Origin of the sequence: Undibacterium sp. Dicai25W (assembly GCF_049340505.1) — a bacterium.
Classification (GTDB): domain Bacteria; phylum Pseudomonadota; class Gammaproteobacteria; order Burkholderiales; family Burkholderiaceae_D; genus Undibacterium; species Undibacterium jejuense.
This window is the reverse complement of the sequence record NZ_JBMPOQ010000001.1, coordinates 86,502-99,813: the sequence shown is the minus strand read 5'-3', so window position 1 is coordinate 99,813 and position 13,312 is coordinate 86,502. Positions and strand designations below refer to the sequence as shown.

Genomic DNA, 13,312 nt, shown 5'->3' with positions numbered 1-13,312 from the left:
TTATTCCTTGGTTTCAAGTGCCCACAGGCATTCGGACAATTTCGTCTGAGCCAGATAATAAAAAGGAAAATAATATGAGTACTCAAACAGGAATCGTTAAATGGTTCAATGATGCTAAAGGCTTTGGCTTCATCGCTCCAGATGCAGGTGGTGCTGATTTGTTCGCACACTTTCAGGACATTCAATCCAACGGCTTCAAAAGCCTGAGCGAAAACCAGCGCGTATCTTTCGAACGCACTTCTGGTCCTAAAGGCGACAAAGCAAGTAACATCCAAGTGATCGCGTAATTTTATTTTTTCAACTGGCTGAATTTTCCGCCTTAATTTGTTGAAATTGAAATTCGTTGTTCGCTGTACCGTTTTCGTCGTATCGATGCTCTGATTGTTCTGAAATACCGGCCTGGTGCACTATGCAGATAGCATAGGTATCTGGTGAACAATCTTCATCTTTGCGACAAACTTTCACATGTCACTAAAACGCTCTCACGCGGATTATTGATGCATCATCCATTCTCACCGGCCAGTGGCACCACGCAGATAGCATGGGTTGTTGGAAAATGGCGTAATGGATGTCAGATGTTTCATCATGCATCCTTTCATCAAAGACTATTGAAATCCATTGCGGCATTCGCTGCATAGAATTCAACGAGGTTTTGCTCTGAAGGATTTGTGAAAGTTCACATTCGTTTTAACTCTGTCATCTGCATAAAGCTGACACAGACAGGAATAGGCGACTCACCCCGCAAGCACCGCGCAGATAGCACGGGCATTGCTCTAGTTGATGGCACCACGCAGATAGCATGGGTTATTGACGAGTCGTTGCAATGAATGTATCGCCCACCAAGTTTTTGGTGGGCTTTTTTATTTCTTGTCCGCTTGAGCTGCAACGTTCTGCAAATACTTCACCAACACTTTAATCTCTTCATCACTCAAACCTGTGATCGCTGGCATTTCACCTTTGCCGTGGCGGATAGCGTTTTCTATGGTTGCCGCATCTGGCTTTAAACTATCGAGGTCAGGACCACTTTCTGCCATCGAATCGGCATGCTTAAGGCTATGGCAGTAAGCACAAGCTGGCACGGCTTTTTGAGTGAATAATTTCTTCCCTTGTTCGTCCACGCTTTGTGCGTGAGCGAGATGACTGCCGAACGGAATACTTAGCGATAAAGCGAAAAAATATAAAGAAATTTTCTGCAAATTTTTCATCACTACTCCTATTTCTCTCATCCTATTTCTCTCATCCTATTTCTCTCATCCTATTTCTCAACAATTATTTACTGCAAAAATATATTTACTGCAGCCAGCGTAACAACGGGGTTTTCTTCTTGTGGTACATGCCCCAGATCATCAAACATAATCAACTTACTGCCCGCGATATCGCGCTGAAACCAGCTTGCATTCTCTGGAGGAATTAATTGATCTTTACCACCCCATAAAATCAGGGTTGGTACGTGAATAGTTTTAATCAGATCAGCATCTTTACCCGCATTCAATTGCGTTAAACGAAGGCGTAGAGCCTCACGGTTGCCTGCCCGACGGGTCATTGCTTCATAGCGATCAACTAAAGCAGGCGTAACTTTTTCCGGGTTACCGTAGACGTTTTTAACACTTTCTTCCATCATAGAACGCGGCAGACAATGATTCATCAGCCAGGACATCTCTGGAATGCGGGCAAGCTTAAAACCGAGGGGAATCGATTTCGGTGTGAACGCATAGCCAGCAGCATCAACGAGTATCAATTTTTCGACACGATTTGGAGCTGCAACGCCGACTTCCCAGGCAATTTCGCCCCCCAAAGAATTTCCGCCCAAAATAGCACGTTGGACGTGTAGCGCATCCATGAGATCAAGGATGAATTGCGTGTAAGTGGCGTTGCTATAGTCATTGCTCTGATTTGGACCAGTCAATCCAAAACCCGGCAAATCCATGGTGATCACGCGGTGCTGCTTTTTGAGTTCTTTCGCCCAACCTTCCCATGTATGCAAGCTCGATGACGTGCCGTGTATCAATATAATTGGTGTAGGATCTTCAATCCAGCCCTCATCGCGCACATGCACGAATAAGCCTTTCACATCGATAAACTGCGACGGTCTTGGCGCCCATTGTTCGCTTAACTCGTCTGCAGTTTTATCCGGCGCCCAGCTCAGTGCTAAGCCGATCACGGCACTGGCAATCAGGCATGACAAGATAATTAAGAGAACAATAATCAGTTTCTTTTTCAAACTGCGTGGTTTGGCGGCGGTAGACATGAACTTCACTTCATCAAATCGAAGTCATGATTATAGAATGCATGGCAACTGCTGACTGGATATTTGCGCAAATCATGGTTGATAGGTGCTTAAAAGTCCGCAAGATTTGTCAAATCACTGCATGTTATTGTGCTGATATTGCAAGAACTTATGCGCAGAACTTTTTACGGATAGCGAGATGTCTGATTATTTAAGTTATGAACGTCGATTATTACGTGTCACCAACTATGTGCATGAACATCTGGACGAAGAGCTGGATTTAAACAAGCTGGCAGAAATTGCCTGCATGTCGCCCTATCATTGGCATCGAGTATATCAAGGCGTATTTGGTGAAAGTGTCGTGGCAACGGTAAAGCGCCTGCGCTTGCAACGTGCAGCGACACTGTTGGCGCGTACCACCACGCCAATAGAAGAAATTGGCGCATTGTCCGGCTATCCGAATCTGCAATCCTTTACACGGATTTTTTCAGCGGTCTATGGAATTCCACCGGCACGCTTTCGCAAAGAGGGACGTTACTCTCCCTCGCTATCTTTTCAACCTACAAGGAGTGATTTAATGTTTCCCGTTGAAATCCGCAACACCACCGAACTATCGCTCATTTGCGTACCGCATACGGGCTCTTATATGGGCATCAGCAAGGCGTTTGATACACTCAATGCGTGTATCACTTCGCGTCAACTGTACACGCCTACTACCCGCTGGATAGGTATTTTTATGGATGATCCGGCTGCTGTCGAAGAAACGCGATTACGCTCTTTTGCCTGCATTACCGCACCAGAAGTACCGACTGAACAAAGTGTAGAGTCACCTCTTATTCGCAAACAATTGGCAGGTGGGACATATGCGGTTCTGCGCTATAAGGGGCCGTATTCCGAAATGCAACCCGTCTATCAATGGTTCTGCGGTATCTGGTTTCCTGCTTCCGGCTACGAGATCGCCGACGCGCCTCCTTACGAAGATTATCTGAATAACCCGCGTGAAACACCACCATCCGAGTTATTGACGGATATATACATTGCTATAAAAGCGTAATTGATTCTGCTTTTTTTTCCATGGTCAATCTGAAACAGCTTCAGATAGCTTGATTCAGATAGCTTGAAATAGACTTCGTTTATCCTCAAGCTGTTTCAGATTAGTTTTTAACTATTGATTTAATAAAATTAATTAGCTTTTATAAATCACACCCATAACCTATACTTTTTTCCATACCAAGCGCAGTTCCTCCATGACATAACGGTAAAGGAAAAAAACGATGAAACCAACACTGACCACTGCTTCCGGCATTCCTGTTGTAGACAACCAAAACTCACTGAGCGCAGGACCTCGGGGGCCTTTGTTGCTGCAAGATTTTCATCTGATTGAAAAATTGCAGCATTTCAATCGTGAGCGTATCCCTGAACGCGTTGTACATGCGAAAGGTTCCGGCGCTTACGGTACCTTCACTGTAACCCACGACATTAGCCGATACACCAAGGCAAAATTATTTAATCAGATCGGCAAACAAACTGAAATGTTTGTTCGCTTCTCGACTGTCGGCGGCGAACGCGGTAGTGCCGACACTGAGCGTGACCCACGTGGTTTTGCAATGAAGTTTTATACCGAGGAAGGCAACTGGGATCTGGTCGGCAATAATACGCCAATGTTCTTCATCAAAGATCCAATCAAGTTTCCGGACTTTGTTCATACTCAAAAGCGTGATCCACAAACGAACTTGAAATCTCCAAACATGATGTTTGATTTCTGGAGCAAGGCACCAGAGAGTCTGCATCAGGTTACCATGCTGTTTTCTGATCGCGGTACTCCAGATGGCTATCGCCATATGGATGGATTCGGCAGTCACACGTACAGTCTGATCAATGCGGACGGTGAACGTGTATTCGTCAAATGGCATTTACGTACACAACAAGGTATCAAAAATTTGTCCGCTGCGGATGCTGTTCGTCTGGCCGGAACTGATCCGGATTACGCGCAGCGTGATTTGTTCAATGCCATTGCCAATAAAGAGTTCCCGCGATGGGAAGTACGCATTCAGGTTGCGACTGAACAGCAATTACAAGAATGGGAAGCCCGCACTGGTTGGAATCCGTATGATTTAACGAAGATCTGGCCGCATTCAGATTTTCCTTTAATTCCGGTCGGCATTATGGAACTCAATCGCAACCCTGCAAACTACCATGCGGAAGTAGAGCAAGCTGCATTTTCGCCAGCCAATCTGGTACCTGGCATGGGGTATTCGCCAGACAAGATGTTACAAGGTCGTTTGTTTGGTTACCACGATGCGCAGTTGTACCGTGTGGGTACGAATCACCAACACTTGCCTGTGAATGCACCACGCTGCCCTTTCCATAACCAGCAACGTGACGGTAGCATGGCAATTCACAATGGTGGCGCTGAGGTGAATTACGAAGCGGTTACAGCACAAGGCAGCAATCCATCTGGCTTTGGCCATGGTGATAAAGGCTGGGCATTATCTGGTGTGGCTGGACGCTATGATGGTCGTGGCACGGAAGATGATTACACCCAGGCTGGCAATTTTTTCCGATTGTTGCCGACACAAGAAAAGCAAAATTTATTTGATAATCTGGCAGGTCCATTGTCGCAAGTCAGCGAAGAAATTTTGCAACGCCAACTTACCCACTTTGATCAGGCTGATCCGGCGTATGGCCAAGGTGTCAGAGCCGCGATAGAAAAGCGTCGGACGTCAAAAACGTAATTTAATTTTTTAAATTTTTAAATATTAGTAACAGCAGAAGCCATCTGGCTTCTGCTTTTTTTTGCATCACCACGATTGCAAACTGACAAACTGGCAAACTTGCATACTTATAAATTTACCAATGACATCATAGACTACTCTACATTGCGTTACATACCCGCTAAACGTGAGGTCATCCAAACTTGTAAGTCTGACGTTGATTACCCATCAACTATAAAAAAATGCGCACCGTTCATCCTGCAGCGCTCTCTTCGGTAGACATTAGTCCACACCTTCTTTGGAACAAGTATGAAAAAATTAGCCATGGTGAGTCTGATCGGTTTGAGTGGTTGCGTAGTCCAAGCGCCGCCACGCACTGTCTACGTACAACAACCACCGCGCGTGGTGTATCAACCAGAGCCGGCTGCACCAACATATTATCAAGATACAGCGCCGCAACCACAGCAAGAACAAGTCGTCAGTGCCTACGTTGAACCACCAACAGTTCAGCCTGAACCAATTCTGGTGCAATGGGCACCGCCGCCAATACTGGTTGAGGTTCCACCTCCACAACCGTATATAACTGCGGTGTGGACAGGTGGTTATTGGGTATGGCATGGTGATTGGATCTGGGCGCATGGCCGGTGGGCAGCGCCACCGCAATTTGGTTATTGCTGGATGCATCCATATTATGAGAATCGCGGCGGTGCCGTGGTGTTTGTGAACGGCTTCTGGGCAGCACCTGGCGTCCATTTCATTCAGCCATCTTTGCAACTCCATTTGAATTTTGCAGCTGTCAATGACGGCGTTATTGCAGGTGTACGCCCTATCGGTCCTCAAGGTGTATTTATCCCTGCGCCTCCTGGTTCCGCGCGTGGTCTGATCGTGCCCGCACCGATTGGTACTTCGCCAGCGGTCGTAACCAGTGCCCCACCTATTATTCGTGAAGGTATGCGGGTTCATATTGAGAACAACAGCCATAACACTACCATCAACAATACCGTCATTAATAACAATACGACCATCGTCAATAACGTGACTATCGTTGCACCACCAAGTTCAACAGCCAATGGTCAGGCATTCAATAGAGCAGTTCCGGCACAAGCGCATCTGGCGGCTCAAATGACGCCAGTGGTCAGAGCGATGGCGCCAGAACCAGTTTGGACCAAGCCGATACCAAGTTATTCTAATGCGCATGGACCAGTCGCTTTGCCACCTTCGCAAATTGTGCATTTCAATAATCAGGCAACACCAGTTCCTGGCCAGCCACAACACATGCCGACTGCTCCACAGCAGTTGGCAGAACCACAGCAACGCACTCAAAGCCTACAGCAACACATACAAACTGCGCCACAGCCCGTCAATATGGCTCAACCGCAGCATCAGACCATGCCTGCGTCACAAGAACGTTATCTGCCGCAGGAACATAACTTCATAGCACCAGTGCAGCGCACTACAATCGAAACGCCAAATCAAGCACGGTTTCAACATATGCAAGAACAAAGTCATCCAGTGGCACCAACTCCACATCCAGAGAGTATTCCTCATTACCAGGAAATCAAACCAACCCAACATAATCCTGCGAATGACATGCGGACACGAGAAGAAATGGAAAGAAGAGCGGTGCCAGTTCAACATGTCGAACCAAGAAATACCGAACGAGAAAAAGATGCAAAAAAACGTGAAAAAGAGCATGAGCGCTAACCCGAAAAATGCTATGGCATATTTTTTCGGCGGTATTTGATCATAAAAAATGGAGCCTGGCGCTCCATTTTTTATGCTTCCTTAACACTGACTCAGTAAGCAAAGTTTTATTTACCTACGCCTTTATCATTTGGCTTTGACGTATCCACACCTTGCGCATTCTTTTGCTTTCCGTTAGTTAAGGGCTTCACTTTCACTGCCTTACCTTGAGCTTTGCAAGGATACTCAGACCAGACTGTGTGACCGTTTTCAACGCACTTAAACACCGACGTTTGAGCAAATGCAAAAGTAGGAACTAACAATAACAATATACAGGCCTTGCTGATTTTCTTTATCACGACGTTCTCTGCTTTCTCAGGTTCTGCGGCAATACGATGCACTCTGCTGTCAAGCCACCTCAATCAGGCAGGTTTCAAAGGGATGCATAATACTGAAATCATAGCATACGGCAGAGACGAGTCATATGAAACAGAGACCGCCTACGTGAAACATGGCCTCTGTTACCGACCGAGACCTACATTAAATTTAAAAGCTTCGCTTGCGCGGTCAATTCCGCTCTAAAATCAGGATGCGCAATCGATATCATTTCTTTTGCTCGTTGTTTAGCGGATTTTCCACGCAGCTGTGCAACACCAAATTCTGTCACGACAAAGTTAATGTCGTTTTTCCCAGTCGTGACATGCGTACCTGCACTCAAGGTCGGCACGATACGGGTGATGGCATTTTCTTTCGCAGTTGAAGGTAAAACGATGAACGCCTTACCGTCTTTAGAACGGTTTGCTGCGCGGACAAAATCGACCTGACCGCCTGTGCCAGAGTAAGGAATATGTGCCAGACTTTCTGAGCCACACTGACCCAACAAATCGATCTGCAAGGTCGCATTAATGGCGACCAATTTGTCATTCTTGGCAGCCAGATACGGATCATTGGTAAAGTCAACCGGATGCATTTCCATCATGGGATTTCGATGCAGAAACTGATATAGCTTGTTAGATCCCAAGGCAAAGGTTGCTACCATTTTTCCGGGTAGATAATTCTTCTTGCGATTAGTAACGGCACCACTTTCAACTAAAGTCAAAATACCATCGCCGATCATTTCTGTATGAATACCAAGGTCATGCTTACTAGTCAGCTGCATGACCACCGCATCAGGAATACCGCCATAACCAATTTGCAATGTTGAACCATCATCGATCATGTCAGCGACATATTTACCGATTGCTTCTTGTACAGGACCGATTTTTGGCAGACCCACTTCGGTCACTGCGTCAGCACTTTCCGTGATGGCACTGACCTGAGAAACATGAACGCGGCAATTGCCATGCGCATACGGAACGTTCGGATTCACTTCGAGCACCACTGCGCGCGCTTTAGCGATTGCCGCCATCGTGTAATCGGTCGCCAGACTTAACGAAAAATAGCCTTCCTCATCCATCGGTGAAGCAATAGAAAATACCACATCAGAACGGATATACCCTCGCTCAATCAACATCGGCATTTCTGAGAAATAACTAGGAATAAAATCGATGGTACCAGCCTGACCTCCGGCGCGTGAAGCGGCACCAAAAAAGAAGGCGACATGGCGTACATGTTCGGTCGTCGTCGGATCAAAATAGCCGTATTTTTTTACCGCCAGAATTTGTGCGACTGTAATGTTATGAAACCGGCGTCGGTGTTCAGATAAGGCGGTCAATAAAGCAGGAGGTTCGCCAACACCGGTAGGAACGATGATAGTGTCACCGTTTTTGAGAACTGCCAGTGCATCTTCTGAAGAACACAATTTTTGCTGATATAAATCCTGAAATAACATGTCTAACCACGCTTTCTTATCTATGTAGAATCCAGCAAAGCCACACACTGCAAACCGTGTTGCGATCGACATGAATTCTTTTATGTAATGAGTCTCCGGCTGCTACAGATGAAGTTTGTATTTTGCACATAATTCAATTACCACGACCAGAAAAATTACGCATTGAACGCTGAATAAACGACAGCAAGGGCAATCCCACTGGTATTGCGAGCCTTACATGGTACCTGTAGACTTAGCTCTTCATCATTATCCTCAGACCTTACATGAAGATGACATTGCAGCCTGCACGCGACATTGATTTTGAACAAATTTCGGATTGGATCAAGGATCAACAAGCCTGTACGCGCTGGTCTGGTCTTAAGGAGTGCTTTCCATTCGTCAATAAAGATTTGCCTAGCCTGTTACAGAAACCAGGCGCGGTCAGCCTGGTGCTGAGCAACGAACAGGATAAACCACTTGGATTTGCGCAATATTGGCCCAGAGACGAACAACGTACCCATCTGGGGCGCATCATCGTCAATCCAGATCAGCGTGGTCTGGGGATAGGGAAAATTTTGTGCGAACAACTGATCACCGCTGCAAGCGAAGCGACCGGAACACCTATCATCAGCCTGCGGGTATATCGGGATAACCATACCGCTTATCAGCTTTATCAGCGACTAGGGTTTGAAGTACGTGAAGATGATTCCAGCCCAGAGGTGCTGGCAATGGAAAAGCGGCTTGCGGTATAAATTGTTACGGCAATTGATGCATTGGATAATAGTGTCTACTCTGCGCAGCAGGCAATTGCGAACCTGTCATGCCCCTTGCTCCATTTCCTCAATTAACTTCAATCTACACAATTCCCGAAAACGCTGTAAACCGCCAGAGAGAATTTTTTCCTGGTGATACACCAGATAAAAGCGGCGATTAAGTTGTGCCCATGGCGTATGGATGGGCGCAAATTCGCCACCGGTAAGTTTGTCGCTGATTGCCCGATTTGACACGCATGCGATACCCAAACCGGTACCCACAGCGCGCGCGATCGCTTCTGCACTTCCTAATTCCAATACGCTATTGAGAACGCCTAAATGTGGCGCGAACGCGGCCTCAGTGACCTCGCGCGAGCCGGAGCCAGGTTCTCGTAGTACCCATGCCGTCTGCTGCAATTGAGCGATGTCCGGCGTCGTATGCGCTAGCGGGTGGCTGGCATGGCAAAACAATTGCATCTGATCATGCAGCCAAGGTTCTGCCACCAGACGGCTGTCGTGGCATGGCGCTTCGATCAGACCAAAATCAGCTCTGAAACTCAATATCGCTTCAACAACATCTTGTGAATTACCGATAGCGATTTCGAGTCGGCTATCTGGTTCCTGACGTAAGAACTGCGCTGCCAGTTCCGGCAAAACGTCATTACCTATCGTCATACTCGCATACAGGCGCAGGCGAACAGGAACGCCCGTTTTAAAGCTCTGCTCAATCTCGCTGGCGCCTTCTAACAGGGCTTCGGCCTTGGGCAGCAAATATCGACCGTTTTCATTCAATTGCAAGCGCTTGCCTACGCGATTGAATAATGGTTCGCCTAACTGATATTCCAGATCACTTAAAGCACTGCTCGCTGCCGATTGCGATAGGGCGAGCTGACTTGCCGCCGCAGTGCCAGTGCCGGCACGGGCGATAGCCACAAAGACTTCTAGTTGGCGTAACGTGATATGCATCAGGAATGGCTTTCTTTGGCAAGGAAAATGGTCATATTCATTATATCGATATTTCCGATATTGAATATAAAAACAATCTGTTTTACCTATTTATGCAAGCAAACTACACTGGCCTCACTTAAACGTTTTTTGCATAAGCATATACGCATCATGAATAAGCTCAATAAATTAGCGGGTCTGGGTTTAACCGCTGCGATCGCCGCTATCGCTATCGTGCTAAGTAGCAGCCAATTGGCACATCACACACATGCGTCTGCGCTGACCATCGCTTTATTGCTAGGCATGTTGGTTGGCAACACTATTTATCCACGGATTGCGGCACATACCGCTGAAGGCGTGGTTTTTTCCAAAAAAACTCTGTTACAGCTCGGGATTATTCTTTACGGTTTTAAGATCACGTTCCAACAAATCAGCCAGGTTGGCTGGGCAGGCATGTTGATTGATGCCACCGTTTTATGCTCAACTTTCTTTCTGGCCTATTACATTGGCACACGTTTTTTTAAGCTTGATAGCAAAACCTCAATTTTGATTGGTGCTGGTAGCGCAATTTGTGGCTCATCGGCAATTCTGGCGACCGAAACCGTGGTCAAAGCGGATGCTGCAAAGGTCGCTGTTGCCGTATCAACGGTAGTCATCTTTGGCACATTGGCGATGTTTATTTATCCTATGCTGTTTCAATTGAATCACCATTTGGGTTACTTAGTCGATGCCCAAAGCTTTGGCATGTTCACCGGTTCTACCATGCATGATGTCGGTCAGGTAGTTGCGGCGGGTATGCAAATGGATGAAAACACCGCTGCCTCAGCGGTCATCACAAAAATGTTACGCGTTATGATGTTGGCACCATTTTTGGTTTGTTTGTCGATGTGGTGGGATAGCAAAAAAGCACATGCCCACGCTATACAAGGTGGACAAGCACCAGTAAAAGCTCGTATCACGATTCCTTGGTTTGCTCTGTTATTCATCGCGGTTGCGGGTGTGAATTCTCTGAATATATTGCCAACAACCGTCAGTCAATTTGGTCTCACTCTTGACACCTGGGTTTTGGCAATGGCAACCGCAGGTCTGGGTCTGGCGACACATATCCAGGCAATACGTCAGGCTGGTATTAAACCTTTGTTGTTGGCTGGAATCATGTTTGCGTATTTGATTTTTGGTGGAGCAGTGATTAATCACGTCGTCCGGGCCATGTTTTAATCAGAACTTTAGAAACACCGCCTCCGCGGCGCTGTCGCTTCTTGCCCGCCAAAACGAACCGAAATAGCCGTTCACCTGAATTGAAGTATATTGTTAAATTGGTCAGTCATTAACCGAAGTTGTCCTGTCTCTGATTCTGGTGGATAATTGCGGCCATGAACGATATATCCCAACTCCCCCCATTACCAGACCGCTTGTCGATTGATCCAAGCAGTCCATTTTTTAACCGTGATGTGTTCCAGCACGACGTTGGCATCAAATTCAACGACAAAGAACGCATGGACGTCGATGAATACTGCATCAGCGAAGGCTGGATCAAAGTCTCAGCAGGTAAAACCCTGGATCGTAAGGGCAAGCCTATGTTGATTAAATTAAAAGGCAAAGTCGAAGCGTTTTACCGCTAAGCTTTTCCTGTTTTGTTTTCAGCATCGTGAAAACAAAGCACAATGACACGCGCTGAAACGTAATGACAAAACGAACATGGCTAGCCAGGTAAATCCAGCTGGCCATTTTTCTTCTGTTGTACCGCGATGCAATCAAACGGCAGACGAAAGCCACTATGAATATTACCGAACTGCCTTATCGCGCGACTAGCGAGCAAGCTTGCAACTGGCTAGCACTACATACTGACGAAACATGGAATGTGGCACGCTTATTGGAACACGGCCTCACACCTTACGTCTGGCTTGATTACGACGCCGCAATGCCGGAATTGTTTGGTGATGCGAACGGTGGTTATCCGGCACCGATCTTTTTTAAAGACGATATACAGCGTTTAATTGATGGCTACGAGGACGTGATAATCACCATCACCAAAGACGTAGACAATATTGTCAGCCGCTTACCAGCACCAGGAATAGGCAAGGCGTTGCATGAACTACGCTTCTTAAAAAAAGATCTGCAAAAATTGCTGAAGCAATTACAGCGGCAAGCATTAGCCGAAACGGCTACGCCTCAAGTCGTCGCCAGCACAGCGGAATCACAAGATGGCATCAATAAGGCGCAAGTTCTGATCGCCTTTTCAGGTCTGGCAAAAATCAATCTGGAGCAAGCACTCGATAGCGGCTTAGCGCTGTTTAGTGACGATGGTGCGAGAGTCAAAAGCAGTACCAAAAAAGCCAAAAATAAAATCGTCTGGAACCCAGTAACATTGGCATTAGGATTCAATGATCTGTATCGGGTGCCGATGTCACGTCTGAGTAAGGTATTTCAGACACACGATTTTTTAGACGCCTGGGAAGCGGAGTGGCGGCGTACGTTGGAATTATTAGATTATTGAAAATGCTTTCATTACGTTAGCGAGCTTTGTTTAACAGGCTTTGATGATGTTGTGGTAAACATCAGGTACTTGCTTCTTGCTTCAACATCTTCAATGCTTCCTTGGTCCACTGCACCCGCCCCTCTTCGAACGCGATACCAGCTTTCAGAATCAGGTAATGAATTTGCGTTTCACGTGGCATGTCGGAATCGCTGAAATCACGTTGTTCGATCTCACGATAGGTTTGCAATTCTTGCTCATGCAAGCGCAGGCGGCGTTCAAATTCGTCGGCCAAACCCAAAGGCCCGACTGCCGCATCGGCGCGCAGCTTGACCATCATTTCATCGCGCAAACGGAAAGGTTCACTTTGCTCGCTCGCCCAGCGCCGTAGTTCTTTTTTGCCTGCCGCCAATACGTTAAATTTCCGTTTTCCTGCCCGCCCACCTTCTACCTCCACGGAACTGACCCAGCCTTGTTCTTCCATGCGGGCAAGTTCGCGATAAATCTGCTGGTGCGTTGCGTGCCAGAAATAGCCTATCGATTTATCAAAACGACGTGCCAGCTCATAGCCAGAACAAGGTTTTTCGACAATAGAAGTTAATAAGGCGTGTTGTAAAGACATAGTTAGAGGGCATGCTCAATCGGATTTACATCAATTTTATATGCAACTGGTTGCATAAACAAAGTTGTTTCGTTATTCTCATC

Annotated in this window: 14 protein-coding genes; 8 read left to right on the top strand and 6 right to left on the bottom strand. The window is 46.7% G+C overall.

Features of this window, described 5'->3' with window-relative positions; translation table 11 throughout:
• Positions 1-74: 74 nt before the first annotated feature.
• Positions 75-287 (top strand): cold-shock protein, encoded by a 213-nt coding sequence (locus ACO0KY_RS00460; protein ID WP_186912779.1) that lies wholly within the window; start codon positions 75-77, stop codon positions 285-287.
• Between the two features lie 573 nt (positions 288-860).
• On the opposite strand, the gene ACO0KY_RS00455 is transcribed toward ACO0KY_RS00460, so the two are convergent.
• Positions 861-1,205: a c-type cytochrome gene (locus ACO0KY_RS00455; RefSeq protein WP_423043365.1), complete on the bottom strand. Its 345-nt coding sequence runs from the start codon at positions 1,203-1,205 to the stop codon at positions 861-863.
• 68 nt (positions 1,206-1,273) lie between these two features.
• Positions 1,274-2,248 (bottom strand): alpha/beta fold hydrolase, encoded by a 975-nt coding sequence (locus ACO0KY_RS00450; protein ID WP_423043363.1) that lies wholly within the window; start codon positions 2,246-2,248, stop codon positions 1,274-1,276.
• A gap of 178 nt (positions 2,249-2,426) precedes the next feature.
• On the opposite strand from ACO0KY_RS00450, the gene ACO0KY_RS00445 reads away from it, so the two are divergent.
• The 3 genes from ACO0KY_RS00445 (at position 2,427) to ACO0KY_RS00435 (ending at position 6,645) form a co-directional block, all read left to right on the top strand.
• Positions 2,427-3,281, top strand: a complete 855-nt coding sequence (locus tag ACO0KY_RS00445) for an AraC family transcriptional regulator (RefSeq protein ID WP_423043361.1) — start codon at positions 2,427-2,429, stop codon at positions 3,279-3,281.
• A gap of 220 nt (positions 3,282-3,501) precedes the next feature.
• Entirely contained in the window at positions 3,502-4,962 is a 1,461-nt protein-coding gene (locus ACO0KY_RS00440) for a catalase (protein WP_423043360.1), read from the top strand.
• 288 nt (positions 4,963-5,250) lie between these two features.
• Positions 5,251-6,645, top strand: a complete 1,395-nt coding sequence (locus ACO0KY_RS00435; RefSeq protein WP_423043359.1) for a hypothetical protein — start codon at positions 5,251-5,253, stop codon at positions 6,643-6,645.
• 107 nt (positions 6,646-6,752) lie between these two features.
• Here ACO0KY_RS00435 and ACO0KY_RS00430 read toward each other — a convergent pair whose 3' ends face one another.
• Both ACO0KY_RS00430 and ACO0KY_RS00425 read right to left on the bottom strand, forming a co-directional pair.
• On the bottom strand, positions 6,753-6,983 hold the full coding sequence (locus ACO0KY_RS00430) for a hypothetical protein (protein ID WP_423043357.1): 231 nt from the start codon (positions 6,981-6,983) through the stop codon (positions 6,753-6,755).
• 176 nt (positions 6,984-7,159) lie between these two features.
• Positions 7,160-8,455 (bottom strand): acetyl-CoA hydrolase/transferase family protein, encoded by a 1,296-nt coding sequence (locus ACO0KY_RS00425; RefSeq protein ID WP_423044127.1) that lies wholly within the window; start codon positions 8,453-8,455, stop codon positions 7,160-7,162.
• Between the two features lie 269 nt (positions 8,456-8,724).
• Here ACO0KY_RS00425 and ACO0KY_RS00420 point away from each other — a divergent pair, with 269 nt between their 5' ends.
• Positions 8,725-9,186 (top strand): GNAT family N-acetyltransferase, encoded by a 462-nt coding sequence (locus ACO0KY_RS00420; protein ID WP_423043354.1) that lies wholly within the window; start codon positions 8,725-8,727, stop codon positions 9,184-9,186.
• Positions 9,187-9,252: 66 nt separating this feature from the next.
• Here the strand turns inward: ACO0KY_RS00420 and ACO0KY_RS00415 are convergent, their stop codons facing one another.
• Complete coding sequence (locus ACO0KY_RS00415; RefSeq protein ID WP_423043351.1) at positions 9,253-10,152, bottom strand: LysR family transcriptional regulator; 900 nt, start codon at positions 10,150-10,152, stop codon at positions 9,253-9,255.
• Positions 10,153-10,302: 150 nt separating this feature from the next.
• Here ACO0KY_RS00415 and ACO0KY_RS00410 point away from each other — a divergent pair, with 150 nt between their 5' ends.
• From ACO0KY_RS00410 to ACO0KY_RS00400, 3 genes are all read left to right on the top strand, one after another.
• The gene (locus ACO0KY_RS00410) at positions 10,303-11,349 is read left to right on the top strand and encodes a YeiH family protein (protein WP_423043349.1); all 1,047 of its coding nucleotides are present in this window, start codon (positions 10,303-10,305) and stop codon (positions 11,347-11,349) included.
• Between the two features lie 155 nt (positions 11,350-11,504).
• Positions 11,505-11,753, top strand: coding sequence for a DUF3297 family protein (locus ACO0KY_RS00405; protein WP_186912714.1), 249 nt, complete (start codon positions 11,505-11,507; stop codon positions 11,751-11,753).
• Between the two features lie 155 nt (positions 11,754-11,908).
• A complete protein-coding gene (locus ACO0KY_RS00400; RefSeq protein WP_423043347.1) occupies positions 11,909-12,628 on the top strand; it encodes a hypothetical protein in 720 nt (239 codons plus the stop codon).
• Between the two features lie 61 nt (positions 12,629-12,689).
• On the opposite strand, the gene ACO0KY_RS00395 is transcribed toward ACO0KY_RS00400, so the two are convergent.
• The gene (locus ACO0KY_RS00395; RefSeq protein ID WP_423043345.1) at positions 12,690-13,229 is read right to left on the bottom strand and encodes a PadR family transcriptional regulator; all 540 of its coding nucleotides are present in this window, start codon (positions 13,227-13,229) and stop codon (positions 12,690-12,692) included.
• Positions 13,230-13,312: the final 83 nt, after the last annotated feature.